Raw genomic sequence first — 23,895 nt, 5'->3', positions numbered from 1 at the left:
AATGTACTGCAGGATTAAGATTCAGTGTATTCAAAAACCTTAATCACTTTGCGAACGCCTGCAGTATTTCGTGCGATATCAACCGCCAAATCAGCTTGCTTGCGGTCAATTAACCCAAGTAAGAAGACTTCGCCGTTTTCGGTAATCACTTTCACTCGAGTAATATCGAGCGATTTTTCATTTAACATGCGGCCTTTGACTTTGGTTGTTACCCAAGTGTCGTTGCTGCGAGTGGTAAATGACGTTGGCGTGCCAATACGAATTTGATTATGTATTTTGCCGCCAATTTGTAAATCTTGCACCACTTTAATCGCTTTATCACGCAGCATTGAGTTAGGTGCTTGACCTATCATCAATACATTATTGTTCATCACAACCGCGGCGATATTGGTTTGATTATTAAGGTCATCATGTTTTGATAGCGCGCTAGCAATGACAAAGTCTGCATTAGTATCGCTGATTTGAGTGCCCATGCTGCGCTCATCATTAACCATCTTGGCACCGCTAACGGCACCAACCATGACTGCACCAGCACACCCCTGCAGCATCGCCAGGACTGAGATGATGAGTAACCTTTTTATCATGCTTGTTCATCCTGTGGGAACAAGGTGCGGTCGATGTTATCGCATAAACAGTGAATAACCAGTAAGTGAACTTCTTGAATACGTGCAGTAACGTTTGACGGTACGCGGATTTCGACATCTCCTGCGCTCATCAAGCCCGCCATTGCGCCGCCATCTTTACCGGTTAGGGCAACAATAGTCATGTCGCGGCTTAACGCTGCTTCCATGGCTTTAATAATGTTGCCAGAGTTACCACTGGTTGAAATAGCCAATAAAATGTCGCCTGGTTGACCCAGTGCAAAAATCTGCTTCGAGAAGATTTCATCGTAGCTATAATCGTTGGCGATAGCAGTAATCGTTGAAGTGTCACAGCTTAATGCAATAGCAGGCAGCGGTGGACGTTCAATTTCATAACGGTTTAATAATTCAGCAGAGAAATGTTGAGCATCGCCAGCACTGCCGCCATTACCACATGACAGAATTTTATTACCGCCAAGTAGACATTGCACCATCATCTCTGCAGCTTTTTCAATAGACTCAGGTAATGCTTCAGCAGCATCAATTTTAGTCTGAATCGATTCGGTGAAACTATCTCTAATACGTTCTAACATGCAACAATCCTTACGCTAAATTATGTCTACGTATGTCTCTGATCAGCTTTTTTATCGTCGCTCATCAGTCAGACTCGGTAATTTGACTATATGATGCCATAAATCAAGGTTATGGTAATCAATTGCCGCTTAAAAACAGCCTTGTAGCCAGTTTATTTCATCAATATTCATCGCAATGACATCAAAGCGACAAGGTGGATTTAATTTTTGTCGTTGTAAATAATGCTCAGCGGCTAATCTTATCCGGGTAATTTGCTTACTTGTTAACGCATTTAAGGCGCCACCAAACTGATTTGACGACCTAAATTTTACTTCAACAAACACCCAGACATCTTGCTGGCGCATAATTAAATCTATTTCACCAAATGGGTATCGAACATTAGCATCTACAAACGTTAGACCTTGTTGTTCAAGGTAAGTTCGCGCACGTTGCTCAGCTAATTGTCCGCTGTTCATAGTGGTGTTAATTGTCCTTGGCTATATTTTCCCCAAGAAAGTTGACGATCTATCACTCCATTAGGTTTCACTGATAATGCACCACTGCGGCCAATAAATTGGTATCCCGGAAAAGCGCGCATTTGCGCTAAACGATTAACCAATTCAAGGGCATCAAAACCCATTGCATATAGGCGTTTTTGGCTATTATTCCAACCACTCCAAAGCTCAGAAACCAGCTGTGTTTCGCTGCTAGGTTGCATTAGCCAAGGTACATCGCTAATGATCAAGTTATTTAACTCTTGTGCCGACTGCGCTGACTCGCTTTCAAGACGGCTACGGCTAGTGGTATATAAGGTTACGGGTTCAGAGAACACACTAAAGTTAACGTCTAAAAAGGGTTTTAGCAGGGCTAAATCTTGTGAACCCGAAATCATGTAAATCGCATCAATATCTTGGCGAGAACGAAAATCTGATTCTAAGCGGCTACCCAATAAATCACGCATTCTGCTAATACGCGCTTGACTATCTTTTACACCTAATGCTTCTTGAACTGTTACCTTCATTTGGTCGCCAGCATCATAGAAATACACTTCGGCATCATTGCTGGTTAAGGTTTGCCAAGTTTGCTTAAAGCTGTCTGCCATACGTTTGCCAATCGGATCGTTACTGGCCAATAATAGTGGCAACTTTACCCCATCGCTATACAGCTTATGTGCAGCGTCACTGGCTTCTTGTGCTGGAGACAACGAAAAGTAAAACAGGTTTGGTTGTGGCGTAAACGTATCTGTTTGGTTCAAATACAGCTGTGGCACTGTGGTCTTTTGTTTATCGTTAATTTTCTGTAGTTCTTCAACTTCATTGGGTAACAATGGCCCAATGACAAATTCTGCGCCTTTGGCTACAGCTTGTTGATAAGCGGCCGCAACCCCTTGCTGAGTATCATAAAAGTTAAGTGAGACATTGCTATCAAAATCAGATAAATAGCTCGATAAAAGACCTTGACGAATAGGTTCCGCAACCACAGCGCGTGGGCCACTTAACGGTAATAATACCGCTATATTTTGCGGTCTAAACGGTTTGGCATTAAGCGCTTTTTCTAAATCAGCAGGTAACTTAACCGCGCCTGGATGATAAGGATTATTACGCTGCCACTCACCTAAATAACGCACCAATTGCGTCGGCTCAACCGCGTAATGTTTAGCGATAAAGGTTAATTGTAACCAACCAGCAAAAATCGGATTCGATTGATCGCGCATAAACGACTGCACAGTTTCTTCGGATAAAGGTTGTAGTAACTTCCAAATAACATTATTGATCGCTGTGGTTTCAGATTTTGGTAAGTAGTTGCTTAATAGACTTAACTGCTTAACCTGATCAATTGGCTGTTGAGTATTTTTGTACAGCTTGGCTTTAAATTGGTGATAACTTGCCATTTGCCAGCGTGGTAGTTGCCAATGTGGTGGATACTGTAAAATATCTAATGCGGCTTGGCTGCTATTGGTTTTTTCGACAATGCGAGCGCGCAAGTAAATATGCTCCGCTTGAAGCGAGGGAACGTTCACCATCGACTTCTGCATTGACGTTAATACATTAGCGGCAGAATTAAAGTTACCATCATTGATATAAGCATGAGCGGCGAGTAATAAATAACGATCACGCTTTTCTGGTAAACTGCTATTCGTTGCCTCAGCCAAATAAATTTTAGCTGGATGTTCAGCGGCAACGAGCGATGCGCTAGCGTCAACATTATCCTGCTGTTTTTTGGTGGCACAACCGACCACCAATACAGAGAAAATCAACGCGCACACGAATTTTGTAGTATTCAGTCTTTTTAACACTTGGCTTCACTCTGGTAAGATGCTGTCACTAGTTTAACCTGCTCTTACGCTTGGCGAAAGTATCAGGTAGATTCATTATCGAGGTAATTATGGACCAAATGGTCGCGCTGTATATTGTTCCCACCCCAATTGGTAATTTTGGCGACATCAGCGCTCGGGCAATAGAGGTGCTGCAACAGGTTGATTTAATCGCCTGTGAAGACACTCGCCACAGCGGAAGGCTGCTAAGTCACTTTGGTATTGAAACCCGTAAAACGGCATTACATGATCACAATGAACGTGACCGAGCACAATGGATAGTTGAACAATTAAATGAAGGCAAATCAATCGCGCTCATTTCTGACGCTGGGACGCCGTTAATTTCTGACCCCGGCTACCATTTAGTTAACCATGTTCGTCAAGCTGGCCATCGAGTCGTACCTTTGCCTGGGGCATGTGCAGCGATAACGGCATTAAGTGCATCAGGCTTACCGTCTGATCGCTTTAGTTTTGAAGGTTTTTTACCGTCAAAAGAAAAAGCCCGTATCGATAAACTTGAATTTCTTAAAGAAGATCCTCGTACTTTGATATTTTACGAATCTCCTCACCGTATTCTTTATAGCCTCGCCGCTATTGTTGACGTTTTAGGCGCCGATAGGCAAGTGGTAATGGCACGAGAAGTCACTAAAACCTTTGAAACCTTCTTATCTGGCACCGCTGCAGAGGTATTAGCGCTGGTTGAAGCTGATGATAATCAGCAAAAAGGCGAAATGGTCATTATGTGCCATGGCTTTACATTATCTGATGAAGAAGGTATTCCAGCGGTTGCCGTTGCTACCCTAAAGTTACTTTGTGAAGAGTTGCCGCTTAAAAAAGCCGCCGCTATAGCAGGGCAAATTCATGGTTTAAAGAAAAATGCCCTATATAAATACGGTTTAGAACTGGATTTATAAAAAGCCGCTCGCTTTGGCATTGGTTTGTTGCGCTGCTTAGGCTATAATCCGCGCCGAGTTGGCCAGACAGTTGCCGCGTACGCAAGTACGGGGAGGAAAGTCCGGGCTTCAAAGAGCGGGGTACCAGGTAACGCCTGGGCGGTGTGAACCGACGACAAGTGCAACAGAGAGGAAACCGCCATTTTGGCTTAGGCTAAGATGGTAAGGGTGAAAGGGTGCGGTAAGAGCGCACCGTGCGGCTAGCAATAGTCCGTAGCAAGGTAAACTCTACCCGAAGCAAGACCAAATAGGGTTCCGCATGGCGCTGCTCGCGTTGGAACCGGGTAGGTTGCTTGAGCCTGTGAGCGATTGCAGGCCTAGATGAATAACTGTCCACGACAGGACCCGGCTTATCGGCCAACTCACCTCTTTATAAAAAAGGCCTCGCAGCAATGCGAGGCCTTTTTTTATCGTTAGTACGAAAATATTGGTGTCGTAACCTATAGATAGTCAACCCGAGTTGATGTTGGTTATTGTTTCTTTATGTTTTAGCTTCAGTACTATCCAATACTTGCGACAGACGATCTACTGTTGGAGTTGACTACATCCGTTCAGTAAACGTCGTCGGAACGCTAAGTATTTACAAATGGATGATTTATTAACACGAGTGTTCTACTCTATTGTTAGCTATGCACCTCGATCTTCCTGACCTAGTCGATAATAAATACTCATTCAACAACAAAACCTTTAAACATAAACTGACTTTATCGTTAACAAACAAGCATAAATGTAAATTATCAGATGAGAATAGTTTTCATTAGTGTTTGGTGGTATATTGTGGCCAAATTTTACTGTTGCCGATGAGTAAACTGTTATGCATTTGAACGTCATTAATATTGGGATGTTAAGTCTACTGCTACCTGTACTGAGTGTCAGTGCGAACGAGAAAGCGACCGACGTTGATTTGACTGAGTCGATTGAGAAAATAACTGTAATGGGGCGGGCACAAACCTTTTATCGTGAATCTTCTACGTCTGTGGGTGCCAAAGTTGAAACCGATATTATGGATTTACCGCAATCGGTGCAGGTGTTGAATGAACAGTTGATAGTTGACCAAGCAGCACGCGAAATCACCGATTTATACCGCTCTATTGCGGGTGTGAGCACTTATAGTTATTCAGGGGTGACCTTTCGTGGCTTTCGTGATGACAGCAATGTGTTTTATGACGGTGTAAGAGGCGACCCTTTTTCTGGTTTCGGTGTACCACAGCTATTTAATATTGAACGAGTTGAAGTGTTAAAAGGTCCAGCAGCTGCGTTATACGGTGGTGGTGAGCCTGGCGGGATGATTAATTATGTCAGCAAAAAACCGAGTTTTGTCCAAGATACTGAAGTGACATTAACCACAGGCGATAACGACCGTATGGGCGGGTCAATTGATTCTAAAGGTGGTTTAACGGATTCAATTGCTTATCGTTTAGGCGGTTTTTATGAGCAAAAAGACAGTTTTCGAAATAATGCCGACTCTGAAAATACCGAGTTAACAGGTGGATTATTATTTCAACTTGACGATGACACTACACTCACAACAACGATTGATTATATCAAACAAGACTTAGGTGGTAATCGTTTGCGTGGCGTTCCCGTTGACGATGATGGTAACTTTTTGGTTGATCCAAGCTATAACGCTAATGAAAAATCCGACTATCAAAACCTTGAAGCAACAATATTACAAGCTGACTTACAGCATCATTTTAGCGATGAGTTAAGTGTTAATACCACAGTGCGTTACCTTGATAACGAGCGTGTTCAGGGATATCACGAATCACAAAGTTGGGTTGACGTTAATGGTGATGGCGAAGCCAATATTGATGATAAAACCATTAAACGTGAATATCGTAAACAGTATCGCGCTAACCAAGAAGTCAGTGTGACTTCAGATTTTGTATATCGATTAGATACTGGTATTGAGCAAACCTTATTATTTGGAGCAGATTACCATCACGTAAACAGCGATTATGATTATTGGCGTGCCCGTTATGAGGCTGATGGTGTCGCTAATCTAAACATTTTTGATCTTAATTACGGTGAAACTGATCCTTCGACTTATAACTTACAAGATCAAGATCGTGATGGCACTAAAACCGAACGCGCGGGTTTATATGTTCAAGATCAAATCAGTTTAAGCGAGAAATGGTTGTTATTGGTGGGGCTACGTTACGATCACTTTAATGATTTTGATAAAGAAACTGGATTTGAGTTTAGTGATAATCATGTATCACCGCGTGGTGGTATTGTTTATAAATACTCCACCGATACATCATTTTATGTTAATTATGCAGAAAGTTTTAATCCGACCTCGCTTGGCGATCAAGAAACGGCGAGTGAAGACAGTAGCTTAGAACCTGAAATGGGTGAACAAGTTGAACTAGGGATAAAAAATCAGTGGTTTAATGGCAGCATGATGACCACGTTAGCTGTGTATCAAATTAATAAAAAAGATGTCGCCATGAATAATCCTGCTGACACGGGCAATGATGACGGAATCCCTGCGTTAGTAAGCTTAGGTGAAGTTGAAAGTAAAGGACTTGAGTTTACGTTGGTGGGAGATATAACACCTAATTGGACTGTTATGGCTAATTACGCCTATAACGATACTCGTGTTACTCAAGGCGATATTGGCGATACCTATGCCGATGGCAGCAAGTTTGTTAATGCGCCGCGTCATCAAGCGGGTTTGTGGACGCGTTATGATATTGACAGTTTGAATTCTGCTATTGCACTGGGTGCAGATTATGTCAGTGAGCAAATGAGTGCTGATGCGCAGCGTGTTAAACCCTATACCGTGTTTGATATGAGCTGGACAACTACGTGGCAAGATACCCAGTTTCAGCTAAATGTGAAAAACCTGTTTGATAAAGAATATGCCGTGAGCGGTTTCTCTGAACGTAATGGCCATTTCCCGGGTGCACCACGAGAAGTGGTGTTGCAGGTATCGCATCACTTTTAATGTCGAATTATTAGTGGGGTTGTATTAACGTCTTGCTGAATTAAAAAAGGGCGTAAACAATTTATTGTTTACGCCCTTTCTTATGGTGACTTTTTAGCTTTAGAAGCTGGTCTTTACGCCCACATTAATGGTGGTGCCCAGAGATTTAGTATTGTATCCCCCGTAAGTATAAGCTTGTGATCTTGCTGAAAAGTAATCTTCATTGAGTAAGTTTTCTACTCCAAGTGATAATTGCCAGTTATTGATCTGATAGCTACTGGCAAGATTAACAACGTTATAATGTTCTATAGGACCTTGGCTACCAACATATTGGCCATTAACTTGCTCAAAGCGTTTGCGGTCACCGACATACATGTAATTAATGCCGACATTCGCATCTTCAACTGGCTGCCAGTTTACATAAGCAGTAAATTTAGGCGCAGATATGGTGCTACCATCAAGATAGGTATCATTTTCAGTGTCTTTACCTTCAATCCAGCTATAGCTTAAACCCGTACTCAGATTATCTTGTACACGGTAGTCTAGCTGTGCTTCGTAGCCCCAAATTTTTTGCGGTGCACGAACCGGTAAATACACGCCTGTAGTTGCATCAAAAGTATTACTGGTGCCGAGTTCTGATTCACTTCGGTACGCGGCAATTTCATAAGTTACATTACCGACCTGACCTGAAAAGCCAACTTCGTAGTTATCGACAATTGATGCTTCGGTGCGGATTAGGGCAATATCATTAACCGTGGCTGAGCGTAACAGGCGACCGATATCTGATATGTCAGCACCTTGAGAGAAGCTAATAAAAGGGCTAAATAGCGGGTTCATATTATAGCGCAAACCAATATTATAGGTGGTGGAGTCATAGTTAAGCTCGCCGCCTGTAACATCAAAAGGTACTGAGCAAGTGCTTGCGGTACTGCATAGTTTCAATGTTTGATAATCTTCAACACTTAAGTCGACACTGTCTTGGCGAATACCGGCTTTAAAAACCCAATCATCAGCAACAACAAACTTGGTTTGCAAATAGGCCGCTAAGTTGCGCAAGTCCATTTCTGGTACCCAAATTCGACCGTCTTCCAAAGGTTGTGAGCTCACATCTTCAAGTGCATCAATGCCGTAGATAAAGGTTGATTCGATGTTATCCCAGTCAATTTGGCTAGCAAAGTTAATCCGTAAGCCTTTCTTTTCGGACTTGATGATTGATTGACCTCCTTCGTAACCTTCACTTGGATTGGCTAACGCAGTTGAGAAGAAAAACATATTTTCTATTTTTTGCATATAACCATCAACGGTTAATTGGGTGTTAATAAATATCTCTTGGTCGACGTATTTTAACATTAGGTTATGATTACCGCGCGGCCCTTGAGGTACGCCGGGTTTTACTATGCCGCTAGTATTTTCAATGGCGTAGGTTTTTTCGCCAGAGTTAACACTGCCAATAACATCAATTAAGTCTGCGTCTTGTTGTGCTTCATAATAGTTATAAGTCAGTTGAATTGACTTGTCGTCGTCGAGTTGATAGCCGAGTTTAGTAAAATAATTATTCGATTTAGTTTCTGATAAACCATAAATCAATCCGATAACGTCGCCTTCGGCATCACGCTCTAAACCTGTTTTTTCAGTAATGGCGCTAAATACATAGCTAAAGTCATCAATCGTACCGTCTATGGACGTATCAACTCGATAACCGGCACTATCTTGTAATTTTACTGCGCTAAATTTACTGGAAGCCCCAACATTAATTCGTGCTTTATCTTCGCTGGCACGCTTAGTGATGTAGTTAATAATGCCACCAGAGGCGCCATTGCCATAAATAGAGGTGGCTCCTTTAATCACTTCGATACGTTCAATGGCACCGGCATCGATAGAGCTTATGCCTAATTGACCATTACGTAATGGCGTTGACTGAGGCACGCCGTCAATCATCACTAATGCCGCGCGACCACGAAGGTTTTGCCCAGAATTACTTGATGTGCCAGTGCTTGGCGCTAATCCAGGAACGCGAAATGCGAGTAAATTTTGTAACTGCGAAGTGACTAACATATCTCGTGCGAGGGTTTGTTGTTCAATAAGCGTGACAGAAGAAGGGACTTCATCTATCCGTTCAGCAGATCGACTGCCTGTAATAATCATTCGCTCCATTGAAGCTTTGTTTTCTGTGGCTTGTTTTGAAGATTCTGCATTGGCATGCGTTGCAGGGAGTACTAATAAAAATAATGCACAATGTGTCGCAATAGCCAGTTGGCTAGGCTTGAATAACATAGGTATACCGATTAACAAATAATGAATAAAAGGTAATGATATTCATTATCATTAAAAAGTACACATTATTTACATTTTTTACTTTTTTGCATTAAATCAGTTAGATATTAATCATTCACTTAACTAAGAGCCACAGATCTTCATAATGAATTTAACTGCTGCTTGTCGTCATTATATAAAAATCTGACCGCGTGATATGTCGTTGCTCTGTAGGAGTAGGCGATAACGCAGAAGTAAGAAACTATAAATTCAGTTAGAAGAGGTCTGTTAAGCGGTTTTTGCTTATTTTTGTAGTAAAAGTTGACGACAAGTGATTCGTGAATAATGATTATGCAACCTTGTCGCGCATTTCTGTATAAAGCAAACCGTTTTGTTGGCGAATCGTAATCACTAAAGATCAGCTGCACTTGGTGTGTTTTTAGCGTTTAATCTACATTTTTCACACGTTAGCCAGCCGTTGTCGTTAGACACGATAACAATTGAACGGTTTACCTAATTAAAAATGGTCTTTCACTTGAAATCTGAACTCCCAAGCGTTGATGTCGTTGCCCGTAGTGATCGGGACGGCAATATCAACATGGGCTACGTTACCGTAACTGGATTTAGAAGAGTAAATCCGTGCGCCAATACCAATACTACCAATAGGGCCATCAACTTCGTTTTGCTCGTCTGGACCACCGCTTGCTTGACCTATATCGGCAAATACAGCCCAACCTAACTCGGCCAATTGATATAAATTGATGTTTGGATAGTATCGGATTTCACTCGTGAGCAACCATTGATTGTCACCATGCTGGTAGTCGTTGGGATATCCCCGTACACCTGTTTCGTCGCCAAGGGCAAATGTTTGATCAAGATAGTTATTGTGTGAGGTTGCGATACGCGCCTTGGAGTAAGCGGTCCACTTAGGGCTGATTTGGTGGAAGATTTCAGCGGCTAAACCGACATTATAAAAGTCTTGTTGGCCGGTTTGAATATCCGTTCGAGCATTAACGGTCATTAGCAATAATTGATTGTCTTCCTGCCAACCGCGACTGCTTGAAGCCGTTACGTGATAGCCCACAGCAGCATTGTCGGCAACGTCATTGGTTTCCAATCCTAAACTTACAGTGTGGTGCCAACCTAAGTTAAAGTCTTCGTTATTATTAATCAGGTGGATATTGTTCAGCACTGTGTATTGGTCTTGCAGGTATTCGTAGCTGATCCAAGGGTATACAAACTCACGATCAAAAGGTAACGGTGAAATGGGATAATCGTCTATGTTATTGAATTGATGTTGGTCTTGGGTTATCCCTAGGCTAATACGGTGCAATTGATCTGGCGTTTTATCGACTAACCAACCAAATCCGACGTTAGCATAATCGATAACATGTTCAAATTCGTTAATGTCTTGGCCATTTTGTCTTACGGTGTCGATGCGGGTATCCGTTAACCATGACAGGGCGTACATGTTCTGAGTATCAAGAGTATAAAAGGGCTTATTAAAGGCGATAGCAGACGCTTGGCCGTCACTGTTGTCGTAAAAATCGACCGACACATTACCGTGTTTAATCCATCTTACTGGAGCATCAAAGGCAAACTTATACCCGGTGCGGTCGGCACTTGACTGGTATTTTATTTTAGTTTTAACCCCTAATCCCAGTAAGTTATCTTCCTTCATGCCAAACGAGTATTTAGTGTCGCCGCCATTTTTACTCAAACTGACCGTTGGCAGTAATGACCAGTTATCCCACGTTTCGACTAATACCACGTCTTCAACGTTGTCGTCGGCGAGTGGATCTTTTCTGGCAATGTTGATATCAGCATCACGAATGTAAGGTTCGTAGCGCAATAATCGCTGCGCTTCTTGAAGATCTTTCTGAGTGATTTTTTCACCTTTTTCAAAGCTTAAGCTATTGAGAATAGTCGACTCTTTGGTATTGATATGCAGATAGTTTGCCCAACGATGAAGGAAAATAGCATCCGGAGCTGACTCATCAAAAATAGGATGACTAACGACTACAATGTTCGCGACTTTTTCGACATCATGTTTATTCGTTGTCGACGGACTAGAGGGCGTGGTGACAGAGTCATCGTTGGCTTTTAACTGTGCTTCACTGTCAGCAATAGTTGCTTGAACAGCAGACGAAGAAAGCAGGATGACGAAAAAAAATACTGCCATAAATATGATTGGCATAGCTTCGTCCTTATTTTTATTGTTATGTTTTTGAGAGGCCTGTAAGAATAGAACTATTGTTTTCAATATGAACTTTTTATGTTGCCTCTTTGTTTCATATCATACCTGAATAACATAATAGTCAAGCATTTAGCTTGAATAAATATTTCATTAATCCATTTAAATTATGTGGGTATTTGAGTTGTTAAAAAATAAGGGCAGCATTTATAGCTGCCCTTTAATACCGATAGGAAGGTAATGTTAACTTGTAAGATTTATAACGAACGGCGAGGGGGCACGATAACGTTAGCAAAAATAAGCCCAGCGATTAAGGACATAAAAATTAAGAATATTTGTGAGCCTAAATGGGCTTGATTGAGCATGGTTTCGCCCGAAATTAATGCATTGAGACCAATATAGGTTTTGCTACCAGGGACCAGAATAACGATGCCTTGCAGTAACGCAATCGACACTGGCGCCTTCATCCAACGCGCATACAGATTTGAATAGATGCCCACGGCTAGTGCACCGACAAAAATACCAATAGACTCACCTAGATAAATCCCGCCTAACATGGCAGAGAAAAATGCCACAATGCCGGCAAATATGCCCCAAGGGGAATCTTTTAAGCGTGCTTTAAAGATAATAACCAACGACATCGACAATAGCGGCACCGCAGACCAAATCGCCCAACGAGGCAACGGTATAGGTTCTACATAGATAGTTTCACCAAAGATGGCTTTACCAATGGTCATGCCAAGCACAGCACCAAAATACAGTTTAAATAACTGCATCACAGCATCCATGATACGTGCCGTACCGGAGATTAAATCGCGGGCGGCAAGTTCCGCTAAGCCGAGAGTGAGTGCAAGACCGGGAACAAAAATAATAATCCCCGATAAAATGGTTACGGGTAAATTGATACTCGGGTCTAATTGCGCAATCCCTGACGCTAAGATAGCGCAAACTACCGCCGCCATGGGTTCGAGCATCTCTGCGATACGTTTTGAGCGTTCAGCCCAAAAAACTAAGCTGTATACTAGTAAACCAAAAATAGCTGACCAAAAAACGTCATGCCAACCGGTACCCATTAACATGGCGAAAGCACCCGCACTGGATCCAAAAGCTAACAGCGTCAGTTTATGGCCATAAGGATTGGGTTTATTGGCGATTTCTTCTAAGCGTTCTAATGCTTCTTGCAAGGTTCGCTGCCCAGAACTGAGCTCTTCAACCAATTCAAAGGTACGTGCTAACGAGCCTAAATCTAAGTCGCCAGGTTTAACGCGTGCAACGTGATTGTATTCTTGCTCAGTGTCATGTTGGAGTACAAATGTCATCGATGTGGGCGATATTAAAAAATATCCTTCAATACCAAGGGTATTACATACCGTTTGCAAGTGGGATTCTAAGCGATACGCAGGAGTACCAAATTTATGCAGGTACTTACCTAGTTTAATGATAAATCTACGTTTTTCTAAAAAATCCTGATTATCCACTGGGCAGTAGTCACTCTTGTTAAGGTATTGAGCTTATTTTGGCGCGAATATTAACCGATTAAGGCGTGTGTTTACAGCCAAACTGATTCAAAATGTAGTGATAACATCAACAAATCAAAGATTAGTATAATAACAATAATATAGACGACTTAAGGAATAACACATGACATTGATGATATCGGGTTTATATGCGGGCCTAACAGCGTTGTTGGTTTTAGCATTATCTTACAAAGTGGTTAAATTTCGTCGAGTGAATAAAATAGGTATCGGTGATGGCGGCCATCAAGGATTATCCATTGCGATCAGAGCTCATGGCAATTTAATTGAAAATGCACCCATAGTACTCATTTTGTTAGCACTGGCTGAATTGAATGGCATGCCGGTTTACTTGATACACTGTTTGGGCACAGCTTGGATTGTGGCGCGTTTATTACATGCTATTGGATTAAACCAAGGTCAAGGCGGCCATCACTTCGGCCGTTTTTGGGGTGTATTAACGACTTGGATAGTACTATTAATCTTAGCGGTTGCTAATATTGGCTTCTTTATTGGGTTATAACATTGAAAGCATAAGGGAATAGCAATATTCCCACGTGTTTTACAAGGTTATAAAAGGATAAAAATATTTCACTTTTGGTGTTTTTTTAGTCACACTTAGTGTCGCTCTACTGCTATACTCCGCGTCCGTTAAATTCAGCCGTAGGCTGATGTTGTCATCGGATCAGCTAGGCTGGTTTTCCCCATTTATGTAGGTCATATACATGCAAGTTGAGTCAACGTTATTTAATTATCCAAAGTTTTGGGCTGAATGCTACGGAACAGCACCTTTTTTACCCATGTCTCGTAAAGAGATGGATATTTTAGGTTGGGATAGTTGCGATATTATTGTCGTGACTGGCGACGCGTATGTTGATCACCCAAGTTTTGGTATGGCGGTGATTGGGCGAATGTTAGAAGCCCAAGGTTACCGTGTGGGTATTATTTCGCAGCCTGATTGGTCAAACAAAGAAGACTTTATGCAGCTAGGTCGCCCAAATCTATTTTTTGGGGTAACCGCTGGCAACATGGATTCGATGATTAACCGTTACACCGCTGACCGTAAGTTACGTCATGATGATGCTTACACTGCTGGTGATATTGGCGGCAAACGCCCCGATCGTGCCGTGACCGTGTATACCCAGCGTTGTAAAGAAGCCTTTAAAGACGTACCCGTTGTTATCGGTGGCATTGAAGCCAGCCTACGCCGTATTGCCCATTATGATTATTGGTCAGATAAAGTGCGTCGCAGTGTAATTTTTGACGCCAAAGCCGATATTTTAATTTACGGCAATGCTGAACGACCATTAATGGAAGTTGCACGCCGTATTGCTGCGGGTGAGGCCATTGGCGATATTGACGATGTTCGTGGTACCGCAACAATGCGTAAAGAACCTATGCCCGGTTGGCGTGGCATGGATTCACGCAAAATTGACCAATTACATAAAATTGAGCCATTACCTAGCCCATATGGTGCAGATGATGTTGGTTGCAGTAATTTGTCAGGTCCAACAGACGAAAAGATTTTTGATAACGAGGCACCTAAAGCCATTAGCGTTCAACCGCCTCGTCCAAAGCCATGGGAAAAAACCTATGTACTGCTTCCTGCCTATAACAAGGTCAGCGAAGACAAGTATTTGTATGCCCATGCCTCGCGCATTTTGCACCAAGAGCAAAACCCTGGCTGTGCTCGTGCGCTGTTTCAGCCACATGATGCCAACCGTGGTGTATGGGTAAATCCACCTGCGTGGCCATTAAACACCGACGAAATGGATGCAGTATTCGATTTACCTTATCAACGCATCCCGCACCCTGTGTACGGCAAAGAAAAAATTCCTGCCTACGACATGATTAAGACGTCAATCAATATCATGCGTGGTTGTTTTGGTGGTTGTTCATTCTGTTCGATTACCGAGCATGAAGGACGCATTATTCAAAGTCGCTCGAAAGAGTCGATCATCAAAGAAATTAAAGATATTCAAGAAAAAGTGCCAGGCTTTACCGGCGTTATTTCTGACTTGGGTGGCCCAACGGCGAACATGTACCGTTTAGGTTGTACCAGTGAGAAAGCGGAGAAAACCTGTCGACGTTTATCATGTGTGTTCCCGTCTATTTGCGGCCATTTAGGCACCGACCATAAACACACCATCGACTTATACAAAGCGGCACGTGAAGTACCTGGTATTAAAAAGGTGTTAATTGCTTCGGGTGTTCGTTACGATTTGGCGATCGAAAACCCTGAATATATTAGAGAGTTAGCTAAACATCATGTGGGTGGTTATTTAAAAATTGCTCCTGAACATACCGAAGAAGGCCCGCTCAGTAAAATGATGAAGCCAGGTATGGGAACCTATGACAAGTTTAAAGAACTGTTTGATAAGTTTTCTAAAGAAGCGGGTAAAGAACAGTTTTTAATTCCGTACTTTATTTCGGCGCATCCTGGTACTACCGATGAAGACATGGTTAATTTGGCATTATGGTTAAAAGGGCAGAAATTTAAGCTCGACCAGGTGCAAAACTTTTATCCATCTCCGATGGCAAATGCGACCACGATTTATCATACCGAACTTAACTCACTGAAAAACATTAAGCATGATAGTGAACAAGTGACAGTGCCTAAAAAAGGTCGTCAGCGTAAATTGCATAAATTCTTGTTGCGTTACCACGACCCAATGGGCTGGCCGATGATCCGTGAAGCCTTAGTTGCGATGGGTAAAGAGTCGTTAATTGGTAATGGTCCAAATCATTTGGTACCACCCGAAACGCGTAACGAGCAAACTAAAGTGAAGTGGGGCCAAAAGCCGTCGCTTAAAGCGAAAGAACAAAGCGGCCAAAAAGCCATGACCCGTTTTTCTGCCGATCAGTTTGAAGACCGTAAAGGTAACACTAAAGCGGATAAAGGCAGTGCTAAGCCAGTAGGGCAGAAACCAAAGTCTCCAGCTAAGGCTTCGGGCCAAGCGGCAAAAGGGCAAGCGCCCACAAGCCAAGGCGCCAAGCGTCCAGCTAAAGCGACCACTTGGGCGACTAAGTCTAAATACGCTAAGTAAGCTAACACGTTAACTTATTGTCATAAAAACCCGCATTAACGTTTGCGGGTTTTGTTTTTCTAGCAGCAATAGATTCAATAACAAGGTAATCTTGTTCGGTACTTTCGTCTTTTAATTTAGTCTGCTCAGTAGCCGTTGTGTTACACGACTGCACTTTATTGATTAAATTACTCAATGGTTTGATAAACAAGGAATGATCATTATGCCAACGTTAATTAGGCTTAGCGCATATCTCAGTGGTGCATTACTGTGTGGTAGCGCTATGTTGGTTAATCCTGCTTATGCCGCAAACTCGGTACAGCAACAGCAATTTTTTGAAGCGATTAGCGCTCTTTGTGGCAAAGCTTTTGCCGGTAAAATCACTGCTGGTGGCAGTGAAGGAGATGGCTTTAGTGGCAAAACATTAATTATGCATGTAAGAGATTGCACCAATCATCAGTTACGTATTCCATTTCATGTTGGCGATGACCACTCTCGCACTTGGGTGATAACTCAAACTGATACCGGATTGCGCTTAAAGCATGATCATCGCCATAAAGATGGCACCGATGATAAAGTGACTATGTACGGTGGAGAGACCCGCGATACTGGCACTGCCAACTTGCAAACGTTTCCTGTGGACGATGAGTCTATTGCCAACTTCAAGCAACATGGCTTAACGCAGTCGGTCACTAATGAGTGGCAGATGATGATTGAAGCGCATACTTTTACTTATCGTTTAACCAGAGAGAATCGCGATTTTAAAGTTGAGTTTGATTTATCTCAACCAGTGGCATTACCGCCAGCGCCTTGGGGATATAAATAGCTCTTTGATAATATTATCCATTGTGATTTTTAGATGTAGTCTGCGGTCATTTGTAGTCTGAGTGTATGGCCTGCGGCCATTAACGTCGTAGCGTTTCGTCAATACTAGGTAAGGTAGTAGGTTGTCTACTTACCCAGGCTAATTTAATCGTCATCCCGGTAATGCTCGTGAGCCGGGATCCAGGTTTATTCTTTTGTACTTTTGTACTTTTGTACTTTTGTACTTTTGTACTTTTGTATTTATGGCCTGCGGCCACTAACGTCGTGGCGCTTCACCCACACCAGACCAAGAGGAAACCAACGGCTGTTCCCTCTTGGAACTCCCAGCCGCCCCGCAACATTTTCAAACAGCGAAAAGGTCGCCATGGGGATTGATCCAGCTTTTAATTTCGCTTGTAGTCTGCTTCGGCCTTATTCGAAAATGCTAACGCTTCCGATGGTACATCCTGTACCGCGAAAGCTAGCCTGACGTCCTGTCAGGCTCACGCTATTTTCTTCAACGGCCTCAATTTTAATTGAACCTGAAGCTATGAATCTGCTCACACATTCTTTTATAAAGAGTCTTCAAGTTCATAGTTGAATTTGTACATTTTAAAATCGAGTAAATTAACTCGTTTTTTTCCCCAAAGCTTGTTATCAGTAAGCCGTTGAAAAAAAAATCCGCTACCTCATTACTCTACAAAATCTAATCTATGTCCTGCTTCTAGCTATGCATCACGAGTAGGCGAAACTAGAAAGTTATGCTGTAGTATTTCAATCGCTGATTTTGAGCGTTTTTAATTCGATATCTATGCGTATTTTTCCTGATGGTGTATGTGATAGAAAGATGATAAGTTCTAAGTAATACATAAGGTTAAAAGTGCACAACTTTACTGTTCTAATGAGGAAAATGCACATGCGCACTAAACAAAGGTTCTACCACTTAAGGGGCTTCTGAGTATGATTTCTCTCCCAGAAAAATATCGCAGCGCACATAATTTATGTTTTATATTGCACGACATAATGACTCAAATAATTGTGTCTGGAGAAAAATCAGACGCATTTATAACAGAAGTTAAACTTAGTGAAGAAGAGATAGATTTAATTTCGGACGAAGAACACATAATTGATTGGCTAAAGAAAAACGACAGAATTAATGATAAGAATCAGATCATATCATCTACTGTGCTTCCAGCCATTTTATCTGACATGATGCACTGTATTTATGAAGCGCTTTCATCTGCATCAAAAGGCAAAATGTCAGTTGCATACATGCTCATTAGAAAGCCAATTCAAGAGAGCCTATTTGTACTTGAAGAAATGTATCTAGATAGAGATACTTTTGTGATCAACCTTGAGAGTAATCAATCGTATCTTGAACCTAAAATTACTGGTGGAGTAAAAGGACACGAAAAAAGAATAACTAAGCTCCTTGATTCTCTTAGTTTTAATGGTGTTCTCGACCCAAAATATATTGCTCAGTTGAGATACGATAAAAGTTCAAACGATAGCTTTGATGGAGTATGCAACAAAGCTATGCATTTATTTACAACGAGTAACTCAATAAAAACAGAAGATTTAAATATGAATTTCATATTTTCAGGGGTTAAAGGGTTACCTTCTCAGTGGAATTATTTTTACAGTCGTCTTCCGTATTTGCTCTTTTATATTTATTTAGTTGTTGAACATATATTAGAAAGAATAGCTCCAACTTCTGAACAATATATTCTTGATATGATGCGGCGTATATCAGCGCAATTCATATTGGCAAACCTCGATATCGAGGAACAATATGCTACAGATGAAAATGATAAACTCGTCTCATCATTATCTGCTTGGTTATGTGAGCATTGTGCTGAAAATGACTATCCTAAACCAAACATCAGCGACTTAACTAAAATGGCGGAAACGGGAGGCTTTCCCAAAGAAGCACAAGAATCTATTGATAAAAGAGTCGCATCCTATGGGTTGGTTCATGAAGTGGTATGATAAGAAAATCTAGGTGATGTCTATAGCTCAACTTATTTAGGCGTTAGTGTTCAACGAGGCGCTGTGCAACAATTAAAAGACATTCTGTCTCTGATTCAAAGTGGCAAAATAAGTTACCAGCCTGAAAGAAATGATTTTGACACCCTGGTGACATTTCAATAAATTGTGAAACGCATTCTTTACGCAAAGTCTCAAGGTTGGATTCATGACGTAAAGTACCAAATCGATTACCAACATTCTGGTCGGCTTGTACGCAATTTAAGTGTCCAAGGAGGGGGAACTCTCGAAGGCGAGCAATTTATAAAGTCCTGAATTGCAGCTGGCGATAGCGCAAGTTTTGAGGAAGATATCATTGAACTTAAGCCCAATATAGCTGGTATCGGCGTGAATCTAAATGCAGCATATCGTTGGTTCAAAAATAAGTTTAAAAATTATCAAACCAAAGCAAACTGACGCCTGATCGGCACCGTTGTATTAAGCGTTAATCTCGATTTTGAATACTTGTCGTAATCATATTAGAGCTTAAAAGTTGGCAAAATTCTGGCCAAAACGAGCTAGTCTCTGCTTGAAAATGGATAAATTCACCTCTGAACTTGAGGCCGTTGAAGAAAATAGCGTGAAGCTCACATGGATGTGAGCTTAGCTTTCGCGGTACAGGATGTACCATCGGAAGCGTTAGCATTTTTGAATAAGGCCGAGGTAGGATTCAAATGAGGTTTCAAGCTGGATAAATTTCCGTGGCAATTTTTTCGCTGCTGTTGTTTGGTTAAATAGCGAAAATGTTGCCGGAACGGCAGGGGTGATCCAAGAGGGGATTGCTGTTGATCCCCTTTTGGCCCGTGCAGGGTGGAACCTTGCGATGTTAGTCTGGTGTGGGCGAAGCGCCACGACGTTAGTGGCCGCAGGCCATAAGTACAACGTATGAAAAAGCTGGATTCCGGCTTAAAAACATTGCCGGAATGACAAAGTATTTGGCCCGTGCAGGGTGGAACCTTGCGATGTTAGTCTGGTGTGGGCGAAGCGCCACGACGTTAGTGGCCGCAGGCCATCAATACCAAACATAAAAGAATAAACCTGGATCCCGGCTCAAAAGCATTACCGGGATGACGAGAAGGTTGTCCACAAATGCATCAGCAAGGTTAATTTGACCACTGTGTATATGCTAATGCCATTGTTTGGACTCTGCGATAATAAACCACTTATTCCAAATAATTCAGGCTGCCAATGGCAGCCTGAATGTTATGTACTTAACGAGTGTTAAGACTCGCAGTGGTTACTTACCATCAAAGGTAAATGACTGACCTGCGAGAGCGGCTTCAAACATTAATCCACCTTTAGCGGCGGTAAATATCGCCATACCATTTATATAGGCTGCGGCTGCGGCATGATTACTGCCTGCTTGTCCTGCACCTGCTGAATTACCTGTAGTACCAACTTGCGCATTGGCACCAACGTTAATGGCCACTGCTGACGCTTGCGCGCTAAATTCAAAGCTACCGCTGGTGAACTCATTATAAGCTTTGGCATCTTTAAAGAAGATTATTTCACTATAGGCTTGTCCGCCTAATTGAAAGCCAATAGATAGTTGGGTTAATGTGGAATCCCCCATATAAGCATCGCTTTGGTATACACGACCATTTCCATATGCGGCACCAATTCCGATACCGCCTTTGGCTACGGTTGGGAAGACTGCATAACCATAAGCCGTATTAAATAAATGTCGGCTTTCATTGGCCTTTTTAAAATTAGTGATGGCATCGTTATAAGCATCTTCGTTTGCAAAACTAGGAGCTGAAAACGCGAAGCTTAATAACACGAGTAAACTGGAAAAAACTAAGCTAATTGAACGTTTCATAAATAACCTCAGTGACTAAATTGTCATGGTAAAACTCGCCATAGAGTAGCATAACCCCTAATGGGTGCGAGTTAATAAACATTTATACTCGGCGAGCATCGGTAAACGGTTGAACATTTTTTCAGTGTGATGTGTACGGGGAAATCAGTCAGTTTTCTGTCTTACTCATCCTTTTTTTTATCCCTCTCTACAGCTGAATTATCGTTTGGGTCGCGCCCATCCTCATCGACCATTAAATGATGTAAGTAAGTTATTTCTTCCTCGTCCAGCAGTGGATCAGTGTGCGGCTCTTTGCTTGATGGCGTCGCTTGGTTGGAGGCATTGAGCGACCCGCGCAAATAGGCCGATCGGGTGACTTGCTGGATGCCATATAACGCCAACACATATACGGTTAATAATAGGCTTAAACGTGTTACCGCTTGGGTTAATAATAAAACGGAGTCGCCTAAGTAAAACGGTAAATAGACCAACACGATACGCAGTATCCAATTAATGAGAATGCCGATAGTTAATACACTTAGCCAGCGAAATCGTATTACTTGTAAGTTAGGCTGCCTATTGGCCAAATATTGTGGGCGATAGTGGGATAATAAACGATAAATAGCCCCAAAATAGCCAAAGGTTTGTAGCATTAATAGGATGGGTAAAACCACAGCTAATAGATTAATACTGTTTATTTCACCCAGAGTTCCAATGGTGTTATTGGAATTTTTTGGATCGATACCAATATGAAATAATATAGTTGAACTGGTCACTAATGCGATGATAATGGCAAAGCCAAAATGTTTGATTAACAGTGGTTGGTAATCTTGTGCTGTTAGGCTGCTTTTACAATATAAATACAGCATTGGCATTAGTAAAAAATAGATAGGGATAAACAGTGTAAGGGTTAAATGTATCGGGATAGGGGTGGTTTCAGGGGTAAGTAAACCGGTTAAAAAATAACAGCCGATAAGTAAAAAGATCCCAGCCAACAGGCTATGGCTGCGGGTGGCACTTTGGTAAATATAATGAACATATAAGCCTACTCCAAGACAATGAATGCCTCCTAGCAAGGAGAGCCACCAGTATGTTTGAATGAATAAATCGTTAAATTGGTTCATTTTCACTCTCTTTGACGATAGTGAATACTAACCTACTTTGTGTAAACCGAGTAGTTCTCGGTTATTAACTTTGCTTTACTTTACGTAAATGTCTGTTTGAAACTCTTTCTGGCGGCAGGCCTGGTGCCGGTTTGCGTTCTGCCAATAAATGCTTAATGGCAAAAATTGGATGAGGCAACAGCATTCTTGGCCCTGCATACATCATGATTTCACGTGCTCTTTGTTTCATATGAGGTTTGTAACAATGCACCGGGCATTTATTGCAAGTGGGTTTGTCTTGGCCGTAGGGGCACCGATCGAGCCGAGTATTGGCATAGCTTAAAAACTCACTACATTGCAGGCATACACCCTGGGAGGGTTTAAGAGGATGGTGCGCTTTACAGTAGATTTCGACCATAGCTTGCATGGTTCGAAATTCGTAGAGTAATTTACCGCTTAATAGTTCTGTATCATCCATAGTGTTATCTCTTATTAAATACCTTAGTAAAACAGTCGGATATTAGTAGTGTAAACTTGGCAATAGTAGCTGACAAACTCCGCTTATTTAACTTTGATCTTTGGCTCAAAATGTCCTTTTTTTGAGGTTGAGATCGCAAAAATGATTAAAACTGATGCGAAATGGCGAGTGGTCTACGACTTGTTACAGATTAAAATAGATAAATACTTGATTTTATAGTGTACATTGAAATAATAATGGCTAGTGCTTAAAAAAACAGCGCAGTATCATTAAACCATTACATTGCCTCACAATGAATGTTGTTGTGAGTGAGTTAAAACAATGTGCTCTGGCACATAATCAGCAAGGTGGAAGCCTAATGAAGGTAATTTTAACTGTCATATTGATTGCAATTGCTCTGTATTTGTACAGACGTACTCAAGCGGTGGCAAAACAAGAACGTGATAAAACCGATCGTAATGCCACATCGCATTCATCCAGTGAGGTTGCTCAACCTTTAACGGCAGCAGATGAGGTATTAACTGAGGTTACAGTGAAGACCGATGAACTTATTTCAGTTGATGTTGATCCTGTTGACGAGTTCAGCGAAAAGCCAACAGCGCCAGTTGAGCAAGTTTGTGAGCCTGTTGATGCTGTCAAAATTGCTCCGGAACCGACTAAGCCCAAAACTCCTAAATCCGAAAGTATAGTCACTGAGGCGGTTTCTGCGCCTGAAGTTGCCCCTAAGGATGTTGCTACGGCAAACGAGAACAAAGCTAACGTGAGCAATGCAGATGCCGAGCCTAAAGTATCTGCTACTGCAGAGGTTGATGCACCAAGTGATCAAGGCTTGTCCTTGAGTCTAAACCGTGTTGAAGGCGATTGGGCCAGCGAAAGTTTTCTGCAACAGGTTGATGCTGCCAATAACGCTAACGATCTTCAAAGCCAGCATAATGGCTTAGCCAGTGTGATTAATCATTGCTATAAAATGCGTAAACAGAGCGATTATTGTCAATATGGTGCGGCGTTACAATTAACCTATGTAGGGTTATATCGCTCATTACATCAACAATATGTCTCTCAAAAAAGCACTGATGAAATCAAATCGCCAGCGTTTATGCAGTTATCGACATTGTTAAATGATGTTGGTCAGTTTGATGAGGCGATTAAGGTGTGCGAGCAAGCGCTTGAATACCAGCTAACCGACGGCACTGTCACTGGCTTTGAAGGACGCATAAAGCGGATAGAAAAGGCCAAAACCAAAGCGAGCTAATAGGCTAATCAATACTGTTGGATGGATATCAGGTATGATATTCAAAAGGAAAGCGGACCTTGGTTCGCTTTTTTGTTGCTTCAAATCCAATGCTTTCA

General features: G+C 41.9%; 18 protein-coding genes and 1 other RNA gene. 8 read left to right on the top strand and 11 right to left on the bottom strand.

The window, feature by feature from the left end; genetic code table 11:
* Nucleotides 1-14: 14 nt before the first annotated feature.
* The 4 genes from HNW13_RS12210 to HNW13_RS12195 form a co-directional block, all read right to left on the bottom strand.
* Nucleotides 15-584 (bottom strand): BON domain-containing protein, encoded by a 570-nt coding sequence (locus HNW13_RS12210; protein WP_101087298.1) that lies wholly within the window; start codon nucleotides 582-584, stop codon nucleotides 15-17.
* Nucleotides 581-1,174: a phosphoheptose isomerase gene (locus tag HNW13_RS12205; protein WP_011635877.1), complete on the bottom strand. Its 594-nt coding sequence runs from the start codon at nucleotides 1,172-1,174 to the stop codon at nucleotides 581-583. The genes HNW13_RS12210 and HNW13_RS12205 overlap by 4 nt, the downstream gene beginning before the upstream one ends.
* Before the next feature lie 129 nt (nucleotides 1,175-1,303).
* Complete coding sequence (locus tag HNW13_RS12200) at nucleotides 1,304-1,630, bottom strand: YraN family protein (RefSeq protein WP_162022148.1); 327 nt, start codon at nucleotides 1,628-1,630, stop codon at nucleotides 1,304-1,306.
* The gene (locus tag HNW13_RS12195; RefSeq protein ID WP_162022149.1) at nucleotides 1,627-3,450 is read right to left on the bottom strand and encodes a penicillin-binding protein activator; all 1,824 of its coding nucleotides are present in this window, start codon (nucleotides 3,448-3,450) and stop codon (nucleotides 1,627-1,629) included. Before HNW13_RS12195 ends, HNW13_RS12200 begins: the two co-directional genes overlap by 4 nt.
* A gap of 89 nt (nucleotides 3,451-3,539) precedes the next feature.
* Here HNW13_RS12195 and rsmI point away from each other — a divergent pair, with 89 nt between their 5' ends.
* The 3 genes from rsmI to HNW13_RS12180 all read left to right on the top strand — a co-directional run bounded on the left by rsmI (nucleotide 3,540) and on the right by HNW13_RS12180 (nucleotide 7,371).
* Nucleotides 3,540-4,382 (top strand): 16S rRNA (cytidine(1402)-2'-O)-methyltransferase, encoded by an 843-nt coding sequence (gene rsmI, locus HNW13_RS12190; protein ID WP_011635880.1) that lies wholly within the window; start codon nucleotides 3,540-3,542, stop codon nucleotides 4,380-4,382.
* 54 nt (nucleotides 4,383-4,436) lie between these two features.
* An RNA gene (gene rnpB / locus HNW13_RS12185) (RNase P RNA component class A) lies at nucleotides 4,437-4,790 on the top strand.
* 445 nt (nucleotides 4,791-5,235) lie between these two features.
* Nucleotides 5,236-7,371, top strand: a complete 2,136-nt coding sequence (locus HNW13_RS12180; protein WP_192116366.1) for a TonB-dependent siderophore receptor — start codon at nucleotides 5,236-5,238, stop codon at nucleotides 7,369-7,371.
* Between the two features lie 99 nt (nucleotides 7,372-7,470).
* Here the strand turns inward: HNW13_RS12180 and HNW13_RS12175 are convergent, their stop codons facing one another.
* The 3 genes from HNW13_RS12175 to HNW13_RS12165 all read right to left on the bottom strand — a co-directional run bounded on the left by HNW13_RS12175 (nucleotide 7,471) and on the right by HNW13_RS12165 (nucleotide 13,275).
* Complete coding sequence (locus tag HNW13_RS12175) at nucleotides 7,471-9,624, bottom strand: TonB-dependent receptor (RefSeq protein WP_192116365.1); 2,154 nt, start codon at nucleotides 9,622-9,624, stop codon at nucleotides 7,471-7,473.
* A gap of 496 nt (nucleotides 9,625-10,120) precedes the next feature.
* The gene (locus tag HNW13_RS12170; RefSeq protein ID WP_192116364.1) at nucleotides 10,121-11,800 is read right to left on the bottom strand and encodes a ShlB/FhaC/HecB family hemolysin secretion/activation protein; all 1,680 of its coding nucleotides are present in this window, start codon (nucleotides 11,798-11,800) and stop codon (nucleotides 10,121-10,123) included.
* Nucleotides 11,801-12,054: 254 nt separating this feature from the next.
* Nucleotides 12,055-13,275, bottom strand: coding sequence for a threonine/serine exporter family protein (locus HNW13_RS12165; protein WP_011635884.1), 1,221 nt, complete (start codon nucleotides 13,273-13,275; stop codon nucleotides 12,055-12,057).
* Nucleotides 13,276-13,438: 163 nt separating this feature from the next.
* On the opposite strand from HNW13_RS12165, the gene HNW13_RS12160 reads away from it, so the two are divergent.
* Both HNW13_RS12160 and HNW13_RS12155 read left to right on the top strand, forming a co-directional pair.
* Nucleotides 13,439-13,834 (top strand): MAPEG family protein, encoded by a 396-nt coding sequence (locus HNW13_RS12160; RefSeq protein WP_101087288.1) that lies wholly within the window; start codon nucleotides 13,439-13,441, stop codon nucleotides 13,832-13,834.
* 202 nt (nucleotides 13,835-14,036) lie between these two features.
* The gene (locus tag HNW13_RS12155) at nucleotides 14,037-16,358 is read left to right on the top strand and encodes a YgiQ family radical SAM protein (RefSeq protein WP_192116363.1); all 2,322 of its coding nucleotides are present in this window, start codon (nucleotides 14,037-14,039) and stop codon (nucleotides 16,356-16,358) included.
* 1 nt (nucleotide 16,359) lies between these two features.
* Here the strand turns inward: HNW13_RS12155 and HNW13_RS12150 are convergent, their stop codons facing one another.
* Nucleotides 16,360-16,548 carry a hypothetical protein gene (locus HNW13_RS12150; protein WP_192116362.1) on the bottom strand — a complete coding sequence of 63 codons (189 nt, stop codon included), beginning with the start codon at nucleotides 16,546-16,548 and terminating at the stop codon, nucleotides 16,360-16,362.
* Nucleotides 16,549-16,620: 72 nt separating this feature from the next.
* Between HNW13_RS12150 and HNW13_RS12145 the strand changes: the two genes are divergently transcribed.
* Nucleotides 16,621-17,163, top strand: coding sequence for a hypothetical protein (locus HNW13_RS12145; RefSeq protein ID WP_243756267.1), 543 nt, complete (start codon nucleotides 16,621-16,623; stop codon nucleotides 17,161-17,163).
* A 938-nt stretch (nucleotides 17,164-18,101) separates the two neighbouring features.
* Nucleotides 18,102-19,130, top strand: a complete 1,029-nt coding sequence (locus HNW13_RS12140) for a hypothetical protein (RefSeq protein ID WP_192116360.1) — start codon at nucleotides 18,102-18,104, stop codon at nucleotides 19,128-19,130.
* A 1,273-nt stretch (nucleotides 19,131-20,403) separates the two neighbouring features.
* On the opposite strand, the gene HNW13_RS12135 is transcribed toward HNW13_RS12140, so the two are convergent.
* The 3 genes from HNW13_RS12135 to HNW13_RS12125 all read right to left on the bottom strand — a co-directional run bounded on the left by HNW13_RS12135 (nucleotide 20,404) and on the right by HNW13_RS12125 (nucleotide 22,545).
* Entirely contained in the window at nucleotides 20,404-20,985 is a 582-nt protein-coding gene (locus tag HNW13_RS12135) for a lipid-binding SYLF domain-containing protein (protein ID WP_101087284.1), read from the bottom strand.
* A 161-nt stretch (nucleotides 20,986-21,146) separates the two neighbouring features.
* Complete coding sequence (locus HNW13_RS12130) at nucleotides 21,147-22,088, bottom strand: hypothetical protein (RefSeq protein ID WP_162022158.1); 942 nt, start codon at nucleotides 22,086-22,088, stop codon at nucleotides 21,147-21,149.
* A 64-nt stretch (nucleotides 22,089-22,152) separates the two neighbouring features.
* The gene (locus HNW13_RS12125) at nucleotides 22,153-22,545 is read right to left on the bottom strand and encodes a nitrous oxide-stimulated promoter family protein (RefSeq protein WP_101087282.1); all 393 of its coding nucleotides are present in this window, start codon (nucleotides 22,543-22,545) and stop codon (nucleotides 22,153-22,155) included.
* Nucleotides 22,546-22,903: 358 nt separating this feature from the next.
* Here HNW13_RS12125 and HNW13_RS12120 point away from each other — a divergent pair, with 358 nt between their 5' ends.
* Nucleotides 22,904-23,797: a hypothetical protein gene (locus HNW13_RS12120; protein WP_192116359.1), complete on the top strand. Its 894-nt coding sequence runs from the start codon at nucleotides 22,904-22,906 to the stop codon at nucleotides 23,795-23,797.
* Nucleotides 23,798-23,895 lie beyond the last annotated feature (98 nt).

It is taken from the genome of Shewanella sp. BF02_Schw (assembly GCF_014596695.2).
Lineage (GTDB): Bacteria > Pseudomonadota > Gammaproteobacteria > Enterobacterales > Shewanellaceae > Shewanella.
This window is presented reverse-complemented; position numbering and strand designations above follow the sequence as displayed.